This is a genomic window from Cycloclasticus pugetii PS-1, from assembly GCF_000384415.1.
GTDB lineage: Bacteria > Pseudomonadota > Gammaproteobacteria > Methylococcales > Cycloclasticaceae > Cycloclasticus > Cycloclasticus pugetii.
The window spans coordinates 1,243,581-1,264,340 of record NZ_ARVU01000001.1; the positions used below are offsets into that span (position 1 = coordinate 1,243,581).

Annotated in this window: 19 protein-coding genes; 3 read left to right on the forward strand and 16 right to left on the reverse strand. The window is 42.2% G+C overall.

Annotated elements, in window-relative coordinates:
- Positions 1-57: 57 nt before the first annotated feature.
- From CYCPU_RS0106020 to CYCPU_RS0106045, 6 genes are read right to left on the reverse strand one after another with little or no spacing between them, the layout of a single operon-like run.
- Positions 58-894, reverse strand: a complete 837-nt coding sequence (locus CYCPU_RS0106020; RefSeq protein ID WP_020162194.1) for a CoA transferase — start codon at positions 892-894, stop codon at positions 58-60.
- A 15-nt stretch (positions 895-909) separates the two neighbouring features.
- Positions 910-1,773 carry an SDR family oxidoreductase gene (locus tag CYCPU_RS0106025; protein WP_020162195.1) on the reverse strand — a complete coding sequence of 288 codons (864 nt, stop codon included), beginning with the start codon at positions 1,771-1,773 and terminating at the stop codon, positions 910-912.
- A 29-nt stretch (positions 1,774-1,802) separates the two neighbouring features.
- A complete protein-coding gene (locus CYCPU_RS0106030; protein WP_232228595.1) occupies positions 1,803-2,567 on the reverse strand; it encodes an enoyl-CoA hydratase-related protein in 765 nt (254 codons plus the stop codon).
- Positions 2,568-2,572: 5 nt separating this feature from the next.
- Complete coding sequence (locus tag CYCPU_RS0106035; protein ID WP_015006011.1) at positions 2,573-3,343, reverse strand: 3-hydroxyacyl-CoA dehydrogenase; 771 nt, start codon at positions 3,341-3,343, stop codon at positions 2,573-2,575.
- Between the two features lie 11 nt (positions 3,344-3,354).
- On the reverse strand, positions 3,355-4,527 hold the full coding sequence (locus tag CYCPU_RS0106040; protein ID WP_020162197.1) for a thiolase family protein: 1,173 nt from the start codon (positions 4,525-4,527) through the stop codon (positions 3,355-3,357).
- A gap of 39 nt (positions 4,528-4,566) precedes the next feature.
- Positions 4,567-6,192, reverse strand: coding sequence for a long-chain fatty acid--CoA ligase (locus CYCPU_RS0106045; RefSeq protein WP_232228596.1), 1,626 nt, complete (start codon positions 6,190-6,192; stop codon positions 4,567-4,569).
- Between the two features lie 296 nt (positions 6,193-6,488).
- On the opposite strand from CYCPU_RS0106045, the gene CYCPU_RS0106050 reads away from it, so the two are divergent.
- Positions 6,489-7,049 carry a DUF2889 domain-containing protein gene (locus CYCPU_RS0106050; RefSeq protein ID WP_020162199.1) on the forward strand — a complete coding sequence of 187 codons (561 nt, stop codon included), beginning with the start codon at positions 6,489-6,491 and terminating at the stop codon, positions 7,047-7,049.
- Between the two features lie 61 nt (positions 7,050-7,110).
- On the opposite strand, the gene CYCPU_RS0106055 is transcribed toward CYCPU_RS0106050, so the two are convergent.
- The 7 genes from CYCPU_RS0106055 to CYCPU_RS0106090 all read right to left on the reverse strand — a co-directional run bounded on the left by CYCPU_RS0106055 (position 7,111) and on the right by CYCPU_RS0106090 (position 12,348).
- Positions 7,111-7,344 carry a hypothetical protein gene (locus CYCPU_RS0106055; protein WP_020162200.1) on the reverse strand — a complete coding sequence of 78 codons (234 nt, stop codon included), beginning with the start codon at positions 7,342-7,344 and terminating at the stop codon, positions 7,111-7,113.
- 413 nt (positions 7,345-7,757) lie between these two features.
- Positions 7,758-8,102 carry a hypothetical protein gene (locus tag CYCPU_RS0106065; protein ID WP_020162202.1) on the reverse strand — a complete coding sequence of 115 codons (345 nt, stop codon included), beginning with the start codon at positions 8,100-8,102 and terminating at the stop codon, positions 7,758-7,760.
- A gap of 79 nt (positions 8,103-8,181) precedes the next feature.
- Positions 8,182-8,724: a hypothetical protein gene (locus CYCPU_RS0106070; protein ID WP_020162203.1), complete on the reverse strand. Its 543-nt coding sequence runs from the start codon at positions 8,722-8,724 to the stop codon at positions 8,182-8,184.
- Between the two features lie 122 nt (positions 8,725-8,846).
- On the reverse strand, positions 8,847-9,353 hold the full coding sequence (locus tag CYCPU_RS0106075) for a hypothetical protein (protein ID WP_020162204.1): 507 nt from the start codon (positions 9,351-9,353) through the stop codon (positions 8,847-8,849).
- A complete protein-coding gene (locus tag CYCPU_RS0106080; RefSeq protein WP_020162205.1) occupies positions 9,350-10,276 on the reverse strand; it encodes a hypothetical protein in 927 nt (308 codons plus the stop codon). The genes CYCPU_RS0106075 and CYCPU_RS0106080 overlap by 4 nt, the downstream gene beginning before the upstream one ends.
- Before the next feature lie 175 nt (positions 10,277-10,451).
- Positions 10,452-11,477: a MaoC family dehydratase gene (locus CYCPU_RS0106085; RefSeq protein ID WP_020162206.1), complete on the reverse strand. Its 1,026-nt coding sequence runs from the start codon at positions 11,475-11,477 to the stop codon at positions 10,452-10,454.
- A gap of 16 nt (positions 11,478-11,493) precedes the next feature.
- Positions 11,494-12,348: an HpcH/HpaI aldolase/citrate lyase family protein gene (locus CYCPU_RS0106090; protein WP_020162207.1), complete on the reverse strand. Its 855-nt coding sequence runs from the start codon at positions 12,346-12,348 to the stop codon at positions 11,494-11,496.
- A gap of 452 nt (positions 12,349-12,800) precedes the next feature.
- On the opposite strand from CYCPU_RS0106090, the gene CYCPU_RS0106095 reads away from it, so the two are divergent.
- On the forward strand, positions 12,801-14,828 hold the full coding sequence (locus CYCPU_RS0106095) for an oxidoreductase (protein ID WP_020162208.1): 2,028 nt from the start codon (positions 12,801-12,803) through the stop codon (positions 14,826-14,828).
- 37 nt (positions 14,829-14,865) lie between these two features.
- Positions 14,866-16,068, forward strand: a complete 1,203-nt coding sequence (locus CYCPU_RS0106100; RefSeq protein ID WP_020162209.1) for an acetyl-CoA C-acyltransferase — start codon at positions 14,866-14,868, stop codon at positions 16,066-16,068.
- Between the two features lie 119 nt (positions 16,069-16,187).
- Here the strand turns inward: CYCPU_RS0106100 and CYCPU_RS0106105 are convergent, their stop codons facing one another.
- From CYCPU_RS0106105 to CYCPU_RS0106115, 3 genes are read right to left on the reverse strand one after another with little or no spacing between them, the layout of a single operon-like run.
- Positions 16,188-17,987, reverse strand: a complete 1,800-nt coding sequence (locus CYCPU_RS0106105) for an acyclic terpene utilization AtuA family protein (protein ID WP_020162210.1) — start codon at positions 17,985-17,987, stop codon at positions 16,188-16,190.
- Complete coding sequence (locus tag CYCPU_RS0106110) at positions 17,980-19,950, reverse strand: acetyl/propionyl/methylcrotonyl-CoA carboxylase subunit alpha (protein ID WP_020162211.1); 1,971 nt, start codon at positions 19,948-19,950, stop codon at positions 17,980-17,982. Before CYCPU_RS0106110 ends, CYCPU_RS0106105 begins: the two co-directional genes overlap by 8 nt.
- Positions 19,951-19,953: 3 nt before the next feature.
- A complete protein-coding gene (locus CYCPU_RS0106115) occupies positions 19,954-20,760 on the reverse strand; it encodes an enoyl-CoA hydratase/isomerase family protein (RefSeq protein ID WP_020162212.1) in 807 nt (268 codons plus the stop codon).

Here is a 20,760-nt window from a genome sequence, read left to right on the forward strand (position 1 = left end):
TTTTCTACAAAATATTTTAAATATCGCACACTAATCAGCAAACACAGTATGCTCGTTTTAATCTTTTTTTACTGCCACTAACGGAATATCTTGCTGATTAGCCCACGCCACCCATTCACTCGATGATTTTTGTTTTAGCCTAATCGCAACTTCTTGTTTATTAAATAATTTAAGCGCTAACTGCTGTTTAAATTTAGTTTTAAAATGTGATTCAAGAGCTGCCACAGCAACCCAACCATCCAGTGTTTCGTATAAATCATACTCAGCTAAAGCACCGCTTAATAAACCACCGCCGCTTGTCAAACCATAATTAAACGGTTGAGCCATGTACTCAGCTGCATCCGACAAGGCGACTAAAGTCTGCCTAGCTTTTGCACCTTCTCTAGTAGCCATTATCATTGCCAAGCCTTCAAATGCAGCACGTTCTGCACCGGCTAAATCGGCAGTTAATGTTTTAGGCATATGAGGTGGATTCAATAAGCCCAGTGCAGCTTGATACGTTAAGTCATGACCAGCGTGATTATCATTCGGCGGCGGATAACCCACTACCGCAAGATGGTTTAACAATGGAAATTTTTCGTGCAATTCATTCCAACCAAGCCCTAATCGCTCTAATGCCGCTGGCCGTTGAGCGGTCAATAATAAGGTGGCTGATGACAGCAATGTATTTAATTGTGCACGCCCTTCAGTTGACTTTATATCGATAACTTCACGTTGCTGCCCCTCATTTAGTTGCGCATACCATTCTGGGCAATACTGCTCAAACGGATCGCCTTGAGGTGGTTCAACTTTTACAACGTTTGCGCCTAGCTCGCAAAAACGTTTTGCTGCCAAAGGCCCAGGAAGGTTTAAAGCTATTGTAACAATAGTTATATTTTTTAATGGTTTAAACATTATCTTTAAAGCAATTTATTTAAAAACGTCCGCTGTTATTTGACGATGAAAACCATTAAATGGGGTTGAATTTTTCGCCTGAGCTAATGGGTAAATAGCCGTATTACCCTGTGATGCAGCACCATCCACTCGAATAGTTGTGCCACTGATATAACTGGCTGAATCGCTTAACAAGAAACAAATAGCTGCGCTAATTTCAGCTTCATTACCTAAACGGCCTAATGGCACGGCATCTTTTAGTGTTTTAAGCCTCTCCTTAAATTCAGCGTCATAGGTATCCATTCCGCTCGACATAATCCAGCCTGGAGCCACCGCATTCACTCGTACATTTGCATGCCCCCACTCATAAGCGGCTGTCTGTGTAAAATTAGCCATGCCTGCACGTGCAGCCCCTGAATGCCCCATACCTGGCATACCGCCCCACATGTCTGCCACGATATTAACAATAGCCCCTCCATGAATTGACATGGACTGCTTATAAACTTCACGCGCCATTAAAAAACCGCCCGTTAAATTCGTGTTAACCACAGCATTCCAACCGTTCTTACTGATTTTTTCCAATGGCGATGGAAATTGCCCGCCCGCATTATTCACCAAACCATAAATTTGCCCATGGTTTTTAATGAATGTTGCCACCCGTTCTGTAACCGCTTGTTCTTCCCGTATATCACAGCTGCCAAGGTCACAAACCCCACCATCTTCGATAATTTCGTCGCGAACCATTTCAAGTTTTTCAATTTTACGGCCCACTAACAAAACACGGGCACCTAAAGACGCTAACTCATGCGCATTGCATCGCCCAAGACCACTGCCTGCCCCTGTCACAATAATATTTCTATTGTTAAATAAGCCAGCACGAAAATCTGATTGATACCCCATTGTTAATCCCTTATTTCAATGATTAGAAACTAGTTCGATTTATTTAAAAATGCCGTCATCATTTGTTTTGCATCTTCTGTATCAAACAATGGAATAAATGCGTTTCGTTCAAACAATAAGCCCTCTTCTAATGTAGAACTCATCGCCTTATTGACACAAGCTTTACCTGCACGTACCGCCAAGGGTGCTCTGGCAGCCAGTTCTGAAGCCAATTGAACGGCTTCGGCTTCTATCTCAGTAGGCTCGATTACGCGGCTAACAATACCTCGTTGGTGTGCTTCTTCAGCAAATAGGGTTCGCCCATTCATAATCATTTCCATTGCTAACGATTTACCAATAATTCGAGCAACACGTTGGGTACCACCCGCCCCAGGAATAACGCCTAAATTCACTTCAGGTAAGGCAAATTTTGCCCCTTTCGTCGCCAATAAAATATCGCACTGTAATGCGAGTTCAAAACCACCTCCTAATGCCATACCGGAAACAGCACAAACAGTCGGTTTGGTAAATGTCGACAAAGCCCTCCAACCGGTTGAGGCTTCAACCATTTCAAGCATCTGTTGACCACTAATACCGACCATTTCTGCAATATCTGCTCCGGCAGCAAAGGCTTTATCAGAGCCGGTAATAATCACCGCGCCAACCGCATCATCGGTTTCAAAATGGTTTAGTGCATCACCTAACTCAACCAATAAAGTTGAATTAAGGGCATTATATTGACGAGGTCTATTTAGGCGAATTAAAGCAACACCTTTAGCCGGGGTTTCTATTAATAATGTTTCGAATTGCATCATATCGCCTACTTAGCTGTTAACCGAACAGCACCGTCCAATCGAATCACTTCACCATTTAACATGACATTTTCAATAATATGCCCTGCAAGTGAAGCAAACTCATTCGGCTGCCCTAAACGTGGCGGGAAAGGAACAATTTGACCTAAAGATTCACGTGCTTCATCTGAAAGTTCTGACAACATTGGCGTTTCAAAAATGCCCGGTGCAATAGTACAAACTCTTATGCCATATCGAGCTAATTCACGCGCAATGGGTAAGGTCATTCCCACCACGCCTGATTTAGATGCAGAATAACTGGCTTGGCCAATTTGCCCCTCATACGCAGCGATGGATGCTGTGTTGATAATAACTCCCCGCTCACCACCTTCTGTTGGTTCATTTTTAGCCATCATCTGCGCCGCTAGGCGAATAACATTAAAGGTGCCAATAAGGTTAATAGTAACCCCTTTCGTAAATAGCTCTAACGAGTGTGGGTTACCGTCTCTATCTAGCACCTTACCAACAATGGCTACGCCCGCTGCATTAATGACACCATGCACACCTGTAAATGTAGTCTTTGCCAGCTCTATCGCTGCCATCACTTCTTCTTCACTGGTCACATCTGTTTTTATAAACCGGCTATTTACCCCTAATTCAGCTTCTTTCTCTTTACCGGCTTGCTCATTAATATCCAATATAACAACATAAGCCCCTTGCTCAATTAGCATAGACGCCGTTGCACCACCTAAGCCAGAGCCTGCACCGGTTACCAAAAATGTTCTATCTTTATAATCCACTCTCTAACTCCTTAAATTCGTTCAATAATTGTGGCTGTTGCCATACCTAAACCAATACACATGGTCTGAAGCGCAAACTGTCCATCTGTCGCTTCTAAACCCGCCAGCATTTTTGCCATCAGGCCTGCGCCGGTTGCGCCTAATGGGTGCCCATGTGCGATCGCGCCGCCCCACGGATTAACTTTTTCTGGCGCTGGGTTTATTGCTTCCATCCACGCTAATGAAACCGTTGCAAAGGCTTCGTTTATTTCAAACCAATCTATATCATCTACTGTTAAACCAGCCTTTTTTAACGCTAATTTAGTGGCCGCAATTGGCCCGTCTAATTGTAAAACAGGGTCACTACCTACAACGACACGAGCACGGAACCTAGCCCTCGGCTTAAAACCATCCGCCACGGCTATCTTTTTATTGGCGATCAGAACTGCGGCAGCACCATCTGAAATTTGACTGGCATTACCTGCTGTTACTACACCGTCGCCTTTCGGGCGAAAAATGGTTTTTAGCGAACTTAATTTATCAGAATCTATAACCGCGCGAACACCTTCATCGACCTCTAAAATAATGCTATTTCCTTCCTTGTCTAACCCTTGCATTGGGCTTATTTCCTTGTTCGCGCCGGTATTAATAGCCGCTTGAGCTTTAGCATGGCTATCAATAGCAAAGGCATCCACGTCAGCACGGCTAATACCCCATTTATCCGCTATTAATTCAGCACTAACACCCTGATGCACTAGCGGGTATTGTTTAAGTAATTCTGCCCCCATTGGCGCAAAGTCTTTATACGGTTCTCCCAGAGTCATATCTGTTAACATCGCAACACGCGTCATGCTTTCCGCACCACAAGCAATAATATAATTGGCATCTCCAGCATCAATAACTTGTGAGCCAAAATGCACCGCTTGCTGACCCGAGCCACAAAAACGATTCAACGTAACACCGGCCACTTCCACCGGAAACCCGGCCATTAAAGAGGATTGTCTAGCGATATCTGCGGCTTGTTCACCAATTTGAGTTACAGAGCCTGCGATAACATCTTCGATTTTTTCTTTATCAATACCTGACCTAGACACCACGCTTTGTAACGCATTAGCTAGTAATTTATTGGCAGGTATGTCTCTAAATGCGCCATTATATTTAGCAAAAGGTGTGCGTACTGCTTCGATAATGACCGCATCTTTCATATTATTCGTCCTATTTAAATGTTAATTAACGTTTCTAATTTATTCCCAAACCCAGTGTTTATACTGTTCTCGCAGTGCCATTTTCATAAATTTACCCGTTGATGTTTTAGGAATTTCAGCAATCACCTCCACCGCATCAGGCAACCACATTTTAGTAAACTTGCCGTCTAAAAATTGACGTATATCGTCCGTTGTTATTTGCTTATCTTCCTTAACCACAACAACCGCTAGAGGCCGCTCATCCCATTTAGGGTGTGCAACAGCAATGACAGCCGCTTCTAATACATCAGGGTGGCCCATAATTGCGTTTTCAAGATCCACCGAACTAATCCATTCGCCGCCAGATTTAACAAGGTCTTTCGTTCTATCGGTCAGTTTGACATAACCCTCTTGATCTATCTGGCAAACATCCCCAGTTTTTAGCCAACCATCTTCGCTAAAACTATCCTCAGCACCTTCATTCTTATGGTATGCAGCGGTTACCCACGGCCCTTTTAACTCGGCATTACCAGATGTTTTACCATCCCAAGGTAATTCAACACCCTCTTCATCGACAATTCGTATATCAATAAAGGGCAACGTTAAACCTTGTTTAATTCGGCAGGCATATTTTGCATCTTCATCAAGGTCAGATAGGCTTTCTTTAACGATACCTACGGTGGCTAACGGCCCAGTTTCTGTCATTCCCCACGCTTGAATAATAGTCATATCAAACTTATCAAACGCCCGAAATAAAGACTCTGGAACAGCCGCTCCGCCAACCACCATTCGCATATTAGGCGCTGTCTTCCAGCGATTCGGCTCTGCTTCTCTGGCTGTTTTTATTGCCATCCAAATGGTGGGCACACCAGCGCTCAACGTTACTTGTTCGCTTTGGTATAAATCCATCAAACTCTCAGCATCTAAATGTGGGCCCGGTAACGCTTGTTTTGCACCGACTAGCACCGATGTATAGCTTAGCCCCCAAGCGTTGGCATGAAACATTGGCACCACAGGCGTCACCACATCAGACTGACTAACGCCCAATGTATCAACCATAGCCTCTGCCATTGCATGTAGAACCGTTGAGCGATGGCTATACACAACCCCTTTAGGGCGGCCTGTTGTGCCCGAGGTATAGCACATCCCCGCTGCATCATTTTCATCAATAATAGGGTAGCTAAAGTCATCATCACCAAGCTTTAAATAATCCTCGTAATCGGTATATTCGCTGTTAACCTTTTCGCCTGTTAGCGGAACAACGATCACTTCATCTAACGCCACATCATCTTTAAACTGCTCATATAAAGGCAGTAAAATATCGTCAATAATAAGTACCTTATCGCCAGCATGATTAATAATATAAGCAATATCTTTGGGCGATAATCGTAAATTCACAGTGTGGAGAACACCGCCCATAATAGGCACCCCAAGGTAAGCCTCAAGGTGCCCGTAATGATTCCACATTAGGGTCGCTACGCCTTCTCCTTTTTTAACACCCCGCTTTGTTAACGCCGAAGCTAAGCGCTTAGTTCGTTTATGAATATCTAAATAGTGTGTTCTATGCAGGGTTTTATCTGGCAGTCTTGACACCACCTCCACACGCGGATAATACGTCTTTAAGCGCTCGACTAAGGTGCTTAATGTTAATGGGTAATCCATCATTGTGCTTTTTATAGACATCATATTTCCTCGAACGTATACTTAAATTCAAACTAGCGCTAGGTAAAATATGACTATACCCAAGCCATCCCTCAGGCGCAACGAGCTTATCGTTACAACCGCTTGGTTCTGTAACGAACAGCCATTCAAGCTAACTACAACCAAACACAGGCCAGGCAACACATCAGCAACCTCGCTACGTTTGCAAATACAAAAAAACATATCCAAATATTGCACTCGCTCGCACAACAAACGACTAGAAACGATTATAATTTCAAGCAAGAAGCAACTCCCCACTGTAACTAAACGCAAAAAACCTTATGCCTTTACCTGAAAGTACCTATCCACGAGAAAACATTCATACTCGCCAAATTACTTGTAACGGCTTTAAAAGGCCTGACGGTTTATGGGATGTCGATGCACAGATTACAGATATTAAAACCTACCCCCTTGAGAACTCTTACCGTGGCACCATTGAACCGGGTGAACCCATTCATGAAATGTGGATTCGCTTAACAGTCGATACCAATCTGTTGGTTCACGATTGCATTGCAGTAACAGACCATTCACCCTACGGTTGTTGTGGTGAGATCACGCCTATATTCAACAAACTAATTGGTAAACAAATAGCCCCGGGGTGGACTCGTTTAGTAAAGTCTTTAGTAGCCGGTATTCAAGGTTGTACGCACCTAGCCGATCTTGTAGGGCCTGCCACGACAACGATTTACCAAACAATGGCGGGAATCGCAAAAGGCAAAACTGAGAACGAAACATCAAAACCCTTCTATATTGATGGTTGCCATGCATGGAGTAGCGATGGCGAACAAGTTCTTGCCTATCACCCAGAGTATTACACCGGAAAAAAAAGCACGCCCAAATAAGCACAGCAAAGGTATAAAAAGGCGCGGAAACCAAGGCTTTCAAATACAGCCATGGTCGGCTTTATTGTCTGGCTTTAACGTACGAACCAATATCTATTGAATAAAAATAGCCACCATCTTCTACTGGCTCAGGGAAATCTATATAAATGTAGGCACGGTGAATCTGCTCTGCTGGAATAAGCAATTCATAGAATTTTCCTTCTTCTGTATCATCAAGCTGGTTCAAAAAAGACCTTTCTGTTGGGCGCAGTGGAATAATCGATTCAACGCCAGACAGATTTAATTCTTTACCCAAAAACGCGCTCGCTGATTCTGTTCATCAGGCGGTATAAACTGCGGTATTGTTATAACCCACGCTTGTTTATACGGGTATGCAACCGCTTTTAGCCTTATCATATACGACCCATTATCTTCACTTACAGGCGCTACATAAACTCTTAGGTCAACTTCGCTTTCTGTTACAGAAGACACATACGCATAACTGCTCCAAAACGCATAAACGTATGATGAGACGGATAAAAGCAGCAAAAACACAAAAAGCTTACGCATAGTTGGGCCCTTCCATATAAAGCTAATGTTAAATATTAAGATGCTAAATCAATCGAGTCTGACCATTGATTTTCAAATCCACAAAATAAGCTAGAGCACTAATTAATAAAAAACAATAAAAAATAAAACGAAGCTTATAGGTTCTGATTGAAGGCTTTGTTATGCATTTTTTTCGTTAAGTACATCTGCAATGTCCAACAGCGAATTAGCAATATCTCTAAGCAATACTGGATCGCCCGGTATATTTAGCGCAGGATAATCAACTCCGAAGGTATGCTCATAGTGTCCGGGATAATTGGTTTTTAAAGGGGATATCTCTACATTTGTTGCTGAAAATGATATACCTAACCCGTAATAATGTTCATAGCGTTTCTTACCGCTTGCTAGTGACTCAAAAAAACTTCTTGATACAAAAGAACTCGGATGCTCATATCTCCACTTTATCTCTAGAAGCCCTTTTTCAAAATACTTCTTATCTTTCTCTTCTATGTACGAATCACCCATGCCGATTCCTCTTTGATGCATAACGTTTTAAATAAGCCGCCGCGTCTTTTGCGGTCTGATTGATTTTTTTGTTATATGTTTATACCTCCAAAAATTCAGACAACACATGTCTTGGAACTGTTTCTACGTCGGTATTTTTAGCTATTAAGTCTACCAATATATTGGCATTTTGATATACAGTTGTGGCGACTTCAAAAGTTGCCATTTTTTCCCACTCTGCTGCTGGCCAAGAATTTTTTCCAATTTCTAGGAAATGCTTGGACTTCTGATGCGATAAACTTTCGGTCACCGAATGTGCCATAGTATTTCTAAATCTAAATGTGGCTCGAAAGGACTGAAATGGCTCAATCCCAAAATTGACATTAACTTTTACCTTCTCACAGATCAACGCAAGTTTGGCTTCGATACCTAATGATTTTTTAAGATTATCCTGCCAACATTTGAATATTTGTTCTCCGATATGATTAAGATACGCCTCTATTGCAAAAGCTGAAAATACAATTGATGCCGTCGAATTATTGTATTCACTTTTTTCTTGATCATGTTGTTCATCCAAAAATGACTCGGCCATCATAAAATGATGATTATAAGTGTACACTTTTCTATAAGTTTCTTTATTCACTTATCGATCCTTAACATATAACGCCTAGCTCAGCGGTTGGCGAAAGTGGCGATTCTTTTGCAGCTTTTTCGCAAAAGAAGTGACGCTTTTGGCAATCCGATGCAGCAACTTATTATACGCATTTATGATATTAGCAATACATGCATGCGCTTTACTATCATTAATATTGTTAGTATTAAGTTAACAGCAGTTACTATAATTAATGGAGTAATAAAGTAAATATTCATAAACGGTGAAAAAGCCTCGACTACGGTATGGAGCAAACAAATAACAACCAAAAAAACTGACATAATAATGCAGTAACAAATATTGTAGTAAAGGTGATTTAAGAGAGACTTCTTAGCATTTTTTAATGATGCATCGGTGTTTTGATCGATTTTATTTTCTTGGTCATAGACGAGTACTAAAACGCTAAGTAATAATGCTGTAAAAATAGCACCGAAATTAACTAGTAATGAAGATATTTCTTTGCTTATATTGAAGCAGAAAAAAATTCCAAATCCGGCGATAATTGCAGGCAATATATAGAACGAAAACATGTCTGCAAAGCTAATGCTTTTTTTACCCGCATCAACTAAAGTACCAATGTGCCCAGTTACAATGTCTTTAACATTTAATTTTGAACTCATGGTTGCACTCCAAATTCTGGATACATATCTAAGACATACTCACTAATTATTACTAATACCCACCTATTTACGGACTCTATCATTGGCGCGCCATCTTGCATTTGGACGCTGTCATCAAAGTCTATGCGACAAACACTATTGAATGCATCTGCGCCAACAGTAAATGTTCGTTTTTTACCGTTCAATTCAACAACTGTTTTAACTTGGCTGCCGAGTTCACTTAATACTTCAACTATTTTAGCTTGCTCACTATCAGGGTTAAAAAAATCCTTTAATGACCCGAATGTACCTTTCCTTGGAGGTTTCATTGTTAACTCCTGTTCTTCGTGTCCTAGGTTTTTAATTTGGTCTGCTATGTCTGTTAAGCCTTTGAATTTTGTTATTTTTAATTCTTTGGTGTTTGCCTCTTGCCAGTTTTCTATTGCTTTCTCGTAAGCGAGCGGGCTTAACTGTAAATTTAGAGTAGTTGCTTCTCGAAAATAGGGTGAGAAGATATCTGTAAATAATGTTTTAACACCGTGCCCTCTGTAGCTATGCATCATGCATATTGCTTCATTAAAGCCGACGGGTATAAACATGTGTAGATAATGCTTGATTATCTCTGCATTATTTTGAGCTTTTTCGAAATCAACCTGACCACTTTCGATGTTTATAATGTCAGTTTTTATTCCATATGTTCCCACTTGAAACCAACCATAAATATGTCTTGTTTCATCGTTGAATGACATTTTACTGAATTTATACACTTGCTTTGAATCTTCCACAACGTGATAGTTTTCAGTTTTTGCGGATATGAAAATCTTAAGTAGGCTGTAAAGATCATGTTGGCCGATTTGATCTAATACGCAATATCTATCTTCAATTTTTTTTGATTCTATTGCCGGATTAAAGCAACGCATCGCGTATGGTGATATCGAGTGCATTTAAATCTCCTATTTTATGCGTATAACAGTATTAATAAGCGGAAAGCCAATGTCCACGTATTAGTTGTATATAGGTGGATAGTACTTCCATGTATTTTGATATTAGCACATCAAACATGGATAAAACCCTTTTAGCCGCCCTACTTTCTTTAACGGTAGTACCTTAGCAGTGGGCTTATGCCATAAAAATAACTAATCCCCAGTCTAGTACGTGGTCATTTTTGCATTCTTTAGGTGCATTTTCTCCGCGGTCAGCCCATACGTTGATTTGTAAATCTACTAGCCCACCACCCGATGCTAACGGTGTTTTTTTCAATACTGATATTTCGCTACGTAAAATATCGTCTTCAAACACGGGGGCTAGGTGATTACAGTGCCGCCAAGCTAATATTGACAAGGTGTTTGGCAGGGCTCTTATTAGTTGGGCTGCTGCCATCGAGATAGTATGCCCACCATATACCAAGCGTTTGCCATAAACGCTGGCGCCAGCGTCTGTATGTGTCATAGCTAGGTTAAGCGTTGTTCTGGTTAGTTCTGGCGCGGAGGTTACTGTGTCCCTTGCTTTAATTTTAAATAAAACGTCTGTTTCTACTTGGTCAAAATGGATGCCCGCAAAACGCTTTTTATACGTTGCCAAGTCCCAGTCTGTTGGTACTGCCTCTACCAAGCTTTGCGTAGAAATATCAGACGGCATAATATCTAAGTCATCTGCATGGGTGGTTTGTACTTTTGGATCACGACACGGCACCATTGGGCAGCGCCAAAAATGCAAAATTTCTTCACCCCGTTGGTTTGTGGTGGTAATTTCAAGCCCCACCATACCTGTTGAGGGACGCCCGCCTTTGACTTTATTTTGCCGTAAGGCAACAATTTTTGTTGTTGTGCTTAAGGTATCGCCGATATAGACCGGTTTTTTAAGAACCAAGCCTCTATAAAACAAATTACCCATTACATTTTGCGTGGCATAGGTTGTTTGCCCTATCGCAAAACCCATTGCCATAATAGCGTTTGCTAACGGACGATCTGAACCGGTTATTTCGTGTGTTAAATGACGATCTAACGGCAGCCTTAAACGATCACCAAACAACATTTGATGCAAGGTTGCATGGCCATCGGTAATGGTTATGGATGGCGGTTCTTCTAGGAACTCGCCAATTGTAAAGTCTTCAAAATAAGGGCCATCAATTAAAATCTCTTTCATGCGTATAAGTCTCTTATTATTGCGCCATTTGATAGCGCCTTAAAATACTCTGTTGGGCGCGAATAACAGGCAGGTCAATCATTTTATTTTGGAAGGTAAATACCCCGTGGCCTTCTTTTTGAGCAACATCCCAAGCCGCTAAAATAGCTTTTGCTTTGTCTACTTCATCCAGTGTTGGGGTATACACTTTGTTAACAATGGGCACTTGGTTGGGGTGTATGCATAGCTTTCCAGCATACCCGAGTTTTAAGCCTTTTAAGGTGTCATCGTGTATCGCTTTTTCATCGGCAATTTCTAAGCAAACATTATCAATAGGCGATGCGCCAAACGCTCTTGCCGCTAAGGCAACTTGACAGCGTGACTGGTAAATAACCCCTTCACTGGCATCGGCTTCATTAAGCGCCATATCGGCAGCAAAATCCACATGACCAAAACAAATAGAGTCTTGCGGTGTTAATACCTTTGAAATTGACGCTACATCCAACACGCCTTTTGCTGTTTCAATAATAACAAACAGCGCAATATCGGCTTTATTAAAATATTTTTTTACCGCATTAACGTCTTCTGGCGTTTCGCATTTTGGCAACATCACTGCACTATTACCAGCCGCGACAACTGCCTTAATGTCTTCTTCAAACCAAGGTGTAGAAATGCCATTGATTCGCACAATCAATTGTTTGCCTTTAAAAGCGGACGACTTTAAGGCTTCTACCACCTGTTGCCTTGCACGCACTTTTTCATCGGGCGATACGGCATCTTCCAGATCAAAAACAATCGCATCTGCAGGAATGTTCGCCGCTTTATCTATGCGTTTTTGAATCGCCCCTGGAACAAATAAAATCGAACGGCATAGTTGTATAGTGTTAGTCATATTATTTATATATTTATTATTAAAAACGCAGCAAACCAAGGCTTTTCAAGCGCTATAGTTTAATAGCATTTCATCAGTAATTAGGTTTGTTTTTTAATTGGCCAGCTGATACATAGCGTTGCTATCAACACTTTTAATAAACTATTAGCCTATAAGCACCATCGTGCAGCATTAACCGTTGTTATTGAAGTTAATCTTTATTATTTCTTCATCCGGCATCTGGGTCACACACTTTTCTTTTCGTCCATTTAACGTAATATTCACAACACCATTGCTAAATTGATAGATTAACCCATCGTTATCATCGTGGCGCTATGCTGTATTTGTTCTGTTTGAGCGGTATAATTGCTTAACAATCTATCAAACAATCGTTAGTTTGTGAAGCGCTTTAATCTGCTTCAAAATCTTAAAGGCAAAGACGCATCAATACACTTATGCAAAAAAGGAAACGTATGCCAAATCACTTATTTTCACCCATTAAAATCGGTTCTTTAAGCTTAGCTAACCGTTTCATAATGGGCTCTATGCATACTGGGCTAGATCATAGTGACGACCCTTTTGGCCGCTTAGCTGCTTTTTATAAAGAACGTGCAGACGGCGGCGTTGGCCTTATTGTTACCGGTGGTGTTTCGCCTAATGAGCAAGGCTTACTCAGCCCAGGTTCAATGAAACTAACAGACCCTGAACAAGTTGCCGATTATAAAATCATTACAGAGGCTGTACATGAATCAGGTAGTCATATTATTTTACAAATTCTTCATGCTGGGCGTTACGCAAAGCAAAAGAACCTAGTTGCGCCCAGCCCTATTCGTTCACCTATTAATAAATTTGAACCCAAAGAAATGTCTGAGAAGGGCATTCTAAGTACCATTGACGATTACGTAAATTGCGCCTCTCTTGCGCAACAAGCAGGTTTTGACGGCATTGAATTATTGGGTTCCGAGGGTTATTTTCTTAATGAATTTACCGCCTCACGTACAAATCAGCGAACCGATCAATGGGGCGGCAGTTTCGAAAACCGTGCTCGTTTTCCATTAACAGTATTGCAATCGATTCGAGAAAAAGTAGGTTCTCAATTTTTTATTCAATATCGCATGTCAATGCTTGATCTGGTTGAAGATGGTTGGACTATTCATGAAGCGCAACAATTTGCCCAGCTCTTAGAGGCTAACGGTGTCGACTTGATCAACACGGGTATTGGTTGGCATGAATCATCTATACCAACCATTGCGATGCAAGTTCCACGAGCTGCCTTTAGTTGGGCTACCCGTATGATTAAACAAGTGGTCAATATCCCTGTTGCCGCTGCCAACCGGATTAACACCACCGAGGTGGCCAACACGCTTATACAACAAGGAGATGCCGACCTAGTCTATTTATCTAGGCCTTTTTTGGCTGACCCTGATTTTGTTATAAAAGCTCAGCAACAACGAAGCGATGAAATAAATAGCTGCATTGCCTGCAATCAGTCTTGCCTAGATAATTTATTTAATTTTAAAACTGTTAGCTGTTTGGTAAACCCGCGTGCCTGCCACGAAACAAAAATGCCCAAATTACCACCAGCCCCTAACCCACAAAATATTGCCGTTATTGGTGCTGGGGCGGCTGGTTTATCTTTTGCTATTGAAGCTAAAAAACTTGGTCACAACATTACCTTGTTTGACGCTTGTGCTGATATTGGTGGACAAATGGCTTACGCACGTAAGGTACCGGGTAAAGAAGAGTTTGATGAATTACTTCGGTATTTCAACGTTATGCTTAAAAAATACCACGTTAATACTCAGCTAAATACGACGGTCACCTTAGCGCAACTAAACGATACAAAGTATGACTCAATTGTCATCGCTGCTGGTATTAAGCCACGCAAACCAAATATTCCAGGCATTCATCGCCCTAATGTCTTTAGCTACGAAGAGGCCTTTAATTCACCAGAGAAAATAGGTCAAACCGTGCTTATAATAGGTGCTGGTGGCATTGGTTATGATATGGCTGAATTTTTAACCCATCAAGATGACGGCCTAGAGCCCATTGACTCGTTTAACAAACATTGGGGAATTGATCCAACAGGTCTTCAGTCTGGTGGGCTAAACGCGTCAGTAAAACCGATAATAAAAAGCAAACGTACTGTCACGATTTTACAACGTAAGGCTGGAAAGTTTGGGCGTACGCTTGGAAAAACAACCGGCTGGATTCATCAAGCAGAATTGCAAAAACGTGGTGTTAAATTGCTTGGCGAACTTAATTATATAAAAATTGATGAAACAGGCTTACACATAGAAAAAGAAGGAACCACTCAGTTATTACACGCTGACAGCATTGTTATTTGCGCAGGGCAAGAATCACGCGATGAACTCGCCCAACAACTTGGCGATTTAGCTCCCAATGTATACAAAATAGGCGGCGCTAAAGAAGTACGAGAACTTGATGCAGCACAAGCCATTAGCGATGGCATTAAACTCGCCTACACATTAAGCACTTAATCAACATTCAACCACAACTTAACTTAAGGAGACATCCATGTTAGATGCCTACATTTACGATGGAGCAAGAACTGCTTTTGGAAAATATTGCAGCTCACTGGCACACGTCCGACCGGACGATTTAGCCGCTAGCGTTATTAAGGCGCTGGTTACACGAAACAATATTGACCCATTATTAATTGACGATGTTATTTTGGGCTGCGCTTGTCAATCCGGTGAAGATAGCCGAAACGTAGCACGTTATGCGACATTAGCCGCAGGCTTACCTGTCGAGGTAAGCGGGCAAACCGTTAATAGACTTTGTGGCAGTAGCTTAGCCGCAATTATTGACGCCGCTCGTGCTATCTCCTGTGATGAGGGTAGTTTATTTATTGCCGGTGGTGTTGAAAGCATGACACGTGCCCCTTTAACCTTTAACAAAAGCAACACCGCATTTAGTAAAGACATTACGGTTTACGACAGCGCCATTGGTGTGCGTTTTCCAAACCCAATAATTGGAAAACTATATGGTCACGAAGCCATGCCAGAAACTGCTGATAACGTCGCTAAAGCTCTGGGTATTACGCGTGAGCAATGTGATGTTTTTGCTTATCAATCACAACGAAAATGGGCTGACGCAACAGCGAAAGGCTATTTTGATAAAGAAATAATTCCCGTTAACATTCCACAAAAACGTGGCAAACCTGACATTATTGTCGATAAAGATGAGCACCCACGGGCCGATACAAGCTTAGATAAAATGGCCAGCATGCGTACGCTTTATGAAGATGGCGTTGTTACTGCCGCCAATGCATCTGGTATTAATGATGGCGCAGCGGCTTTAGTTATTGGCTCACGCGCTTATGGTGAACAGCATGAGCTTAAACCTATGGCCCGTATTCTAGGCGGCGCATCAGCGGGTGTTGAACCATCGATGATGGGATTAGGCCCTGTGCCTGCCTGCCAAAAATTATTAAAACGACTGGGTTTAACACTTCAACAAATGGATATTATCGAAGTGAATGAAGCGTTTTCTGCGCAAGTGCTTGGTGGTTTAAAACAACTGGGTATTGCCGAAGATGACCCCCGTATTAATCCCAACGGTGGCGCTATTTCTGTTGGTCATCCACTAGGTGCGTCTGGTGCAAGGCTTGCGATAACTGCTAGCCATCAACTACAACGCACACAAGGTCGTTATGCTCTTATTACAATGTGTATTGGTGTTGGGCAAGGGATAGCAATGGTTATTGAACGTTCTTAACGGGCGCTCCGCTACGTTTTATTTAAAACGTTTAGTTAAAAAGGGTGTGTATTAAACACACCCTTTTTTATGCTGCGCTTGAATACCCTATTGACTAGCATAGAAGAACTCTAGGCACCTTAACGCCTTTCATTTTTTAACAAGCCAGCTGGGACCTTAACTGGCATTTTTAAAATTTGCTGTGCGTAAGTTTTACCCTGTGTATCTATATTCATGGAACTGACCCCTCCTCCCCCTAACGCATCTTGTAAGAGGAAATTAAACGCATCGATACCCGGCAAATAAAAACGTTCTACGCGGCCTTTTACTACATGAGAAAACCAATCAGATACTGTCTGCTCGGTTAAGGCTTGGGCAATATACGGCATATATTCAGGCCGACGTGCAATCACCCCTATATTGGCAAACCGCCCTTTATCACCACTTCGCGCGACCGCCAGTTTAACCAAAGGTACTTGTATGGCATTTTTATCACTTTGCCTTACTATTGGGTCAGGCTTACGATGAACTATATTGTCATTAAACGTATTACCAGACGCTTGTGGGTAATTTAACGGCTTACCCTCCACCTCAACCACGGCGTTTACTAAATTTTTATCGATTAGAAATGAATATAAACTAATCACTGGCGACACCTTAGGCCGGCCTGCCTGACCAGCTGCACAACGCCCCGTCGTCATATTTAAAATAACGCCCATTACTTCTCTTGAAAATAAAGCAACCGCATCACGCTTATCATGATGAACCACTATTCTTAATACTATTTCTTGTATCTCTTGCGGTATAGAAAAGTGTTCTTTATTCCATAAGGCATTAGCGCCTAAGTAGTTAATTGAATATTGTTTAAAGTTTGCGTAACCGGTGTTAGCCAACAGTTTTTCGCAACGCTCTAAAATTGCATTGGCCGTTAGCTCGGCTTTTTTTAATACATCAAAGCCCGTTAATAGCTGCGTATAAACGGCGCGATAACCATCTAAATAAGTCGCCGAGACTTTATATTGACCGCTTGGCGGATAGCCAATAGCGCCTGTAACTAATACCCGATCAGTGCTTTGTTCGGTTAATTTAACCTGCGAAAAATCACAAACAACATCGGGTAAGAAATAGGTTTGCGGATCGCCTATTTCATACACCAATTGTTCTGCAACAGTCAGCTTAGAAACCAAGCCCCCCGTTCCGGCAGCTTTTGTAACAACAAAATCACCACTTTCATCACATTCAATAATGGGGTAGCCCATGTCAGCCCAGCCATCACAGCTGTCATGCCAGTCGGTAAAGTTACCTCCTGTTACCTGACAGCCACATTCGATTAAATGCCCTGCTAATGCCCCCATCGACAGTTTATCTAAGTCATCAACCGACCAGTTATATTCATGAATCAAGACCCCTAATGTGGTGGCCGAATCAACAACTCGCCCAGTAATGACAATATCTGCGCCCGCATTGAGTGCCGCCGCTATGGGAAAAGCGCCTAAATAGGCATTAATGCTGGCTAGTTTGTTGGGAAACGGTTCACCAGTTTCCATTTCAGTTATGCCAGATGCGCGTAATGCAGCTTCTTTTGGCATTAAATTATCACCATCAACGGTGCCAATTTTCAGTGCTAAGCCTTGCTCATCTAAAATGGCTTGGATCGCCTCTTTACACGCAGGTAAATTGACACCCCCTGCATTGGCAACGACTTTTACCCCACCTTCGGCGATCTGTTGTAAATTAGGTTTCAGTATTTGCTGCACAAAATCAGTTGCATAGCCAAGCTGTTCAGATTTTGACTTTGCATTCGCCAACAGTGACATGGTGACCTCGGCCAAATAATCATAAACCAAATAATCAACATTACCTTTTGTCAGTAATTGTTCTGTTGCATAGGCGCTATCACCCCAATAGCCAGAAGCACCGCCAATTTTGATTTTATTCATCGTTAGCCTGCTCACTGGTGACGATATCTATCAACGGCATATTCACTTCTACTTGCTGATTAGGCTTTATATAAACGCCCGTTACCTGGCCGTCTTGTTGGGCCATAAGCTCTTGGTACATTTTCATTGACTCAAGCACTACCAGCACATCACCCTTGTTAACCGTGTCACCTTTTACCACCTTAATCTCAGCAATTTTTCCACTCATCGGTGCGATAAGGTTTGCACCGAGAGTGTCTTGGTTTTGTTTTTCTGAAAATGATAACTTTTCAAACATCGCGACCTGTGAACGATTATCAATATAAACACTGTGTCGCTCATCTAGCGCAACATTAAGCTTGCAGCAAATACCATTAATCTGAAGCAATAACTCGCCATCAGACTCCGCTAAAAAAAGGATATTTTGTATTCCATCATCGCCGTATTCAACACGGTATGCAGAACCGTCTTGGAAAACCGTAACGTCACGTTGTTGTTGCTGGTATTTCAACCTGACCGGCCAGCTGAGGGTGCCAGTACTTCGCCAACCTGTTGTGCCGGGCATTCGCGATAACAAAATGGCGGCTATTGCCCACATTGAGTCACCCGCCCCCTGAGCCGCCTGTTTTTGTTGCGCGGGTAGGTATTGCTCTTCAATATACCGCGTGGTTGCCTCAGCATTCATGAACGCAGGGGTTTCTAGCAAGCCCAGTAAGAAAGTTTTATTACTAGGCAAACCTAATAAAACTGTGTCTTTTAAGGCCCGTGTTAAGCGCCTAATCGCTAGTTCGCGCGTAGTACCATAGGCAATAATTTTTGCCAGCATTGAGTCATAATAAGGACTAATAATTTGCTCATTGACAATACCATTATCAACTCTAATACCCTTAGCGACTGGCATTTTCCACTGCCTTATACGCCCTGTTTGCGGCATAAAATCGCACTCACAATCTTCAGCATATAAACGCACCTCAATGGCATGCCCCTTTAGCTCAATCTCATTTTGTTGTAGCGCTAATGGTTCACCAGCCGCTACTGATAACTGCCATTCAACTAAATCTAAGCCTGTTATCAATTCTGTTACTGGGTGTTCAACTTGTAGGCGCGTATTCATTTCCAAAAAGTAAAATGATTGATCCTCACATAATAAGAATTCAACGGTACCGGCACCAATATAATTAACCGCCTCAGCCGCTTTTACTGCGGCATCACCCATTTTTTTTCGTAAGGTGGCATCCATATTCGGCGCAGGTGCTTCCTCAATAACTTTTTGATGCCGTCGCTGCATCGAGCAGTCTCGTTCACCCAAATAAACCGTGTTACCAAGTTGATCTGCAAATACTTGAATTTCAATATGTCGGGCCTTTTCAATATATTTTTCAAGCAGTAATTCATCAGAGCCAAAACTGCTAAGTGCCTCTGCTCTAGCCGCTTCAAGTTCTGTTATTAAGCGTTGTGGGTCTTTAACAATGCGTATACCACGCCCACCACCACCGGCAGCTGCTTTAACCATCAACGGGTAACCGACACGGTTAGCTTCTTTTTGTAACGTTGGGTTGTCTTGCGACGGTCCATCATAGCCTGGCACTAGGGGTACATTTGCCTCAAGCATTTTATGTCGGGCAACCGTTTTGTTTCCCATAATGGCCATTGCCTTTGAATCCGGCCCAATAAACACTAAGTTAGCTTCTTCACAACGCTGTGCAAATTCAGCTGATTCGGATAAAAAACCATACCCCGGATGGATAGCCTGAGCATTAGTTTTCAGCGCTGCGGCTATTATTTTGTCAATATTTAGGTAGGATTTTTCAACGTCTGACTCACCAATACCTATCGCTTTATCAGCGAGTGAAACATGAAGTGCTTCACGATCTGCCTCGCTAAAAACAGCAACCGTTTCATAGCCCATCTGTTTAGCCGTTTTAATGACCCTAACGGCTATCTCGCCACGATTCGCAATCAAGATAGTATCAAAATGATTCATTAATCAGGCCATCCAGTGCGGTTTTCTTTTTTCAACAAAGGCGCGATGTCCTTCGCGACCTTCATCTTGCTTGTTTAGTCTGGAAAAAACATCTGCCGAAAACTCAATCATCTCATCATCAATTTGATGAGCCACCTTATGCATAATGTCTTTTGTTGCGGCACATGCCTTAGGTCCACAACGTTCTACTTGTTGGATCACAGACTCTAATTTATCGCTGAGGGCTTCGTTAGAATCGGCAAGGTATTGCGCTATGCCTAAGCGATATGCTTTGTCGCCATTAATCCTTTCACCGGTTAATGCCATTTGCTTGGCAGGTGTTAAGCCTATTCGCTGAACGACATAGGGAGCAATTTGCGCAGGTGCAATTCCTAATGTTGTTTCTGGCATGCCCAGTGTTGCATCACGATGAACAAACGTAAGGTCTGCCAAACACGCCAAGCCAAAACCGCCGCCCATTGCCGAGCCTTCCACAACTACGATTAAGGTTTGCGGTAAGCCAAAAAATTTTTTAAATAGCTGCCCCGATCTAATATTTCTGTCACGCGCAGGGTCTAGGTGTTGAGCCGCCTGATCGGTTTGGTTTTTACGTTCTTTAATATCGCCACCGGCGCAAAAATGACCACCGGCACCTTGCAATATAACCAGACGAATTGCCTCCGACTTAGCTAAAAAATCGGCTATTTGATGTAACTCGTCATTCATCTGATTGTTCATTGCATTACGCCGTTCAGGCCTATTTAACGTAATGTATAGACGCCCGTTCACATGCTTTAGTAATAACGTATCCACCTTGGGTAGATTAATCAT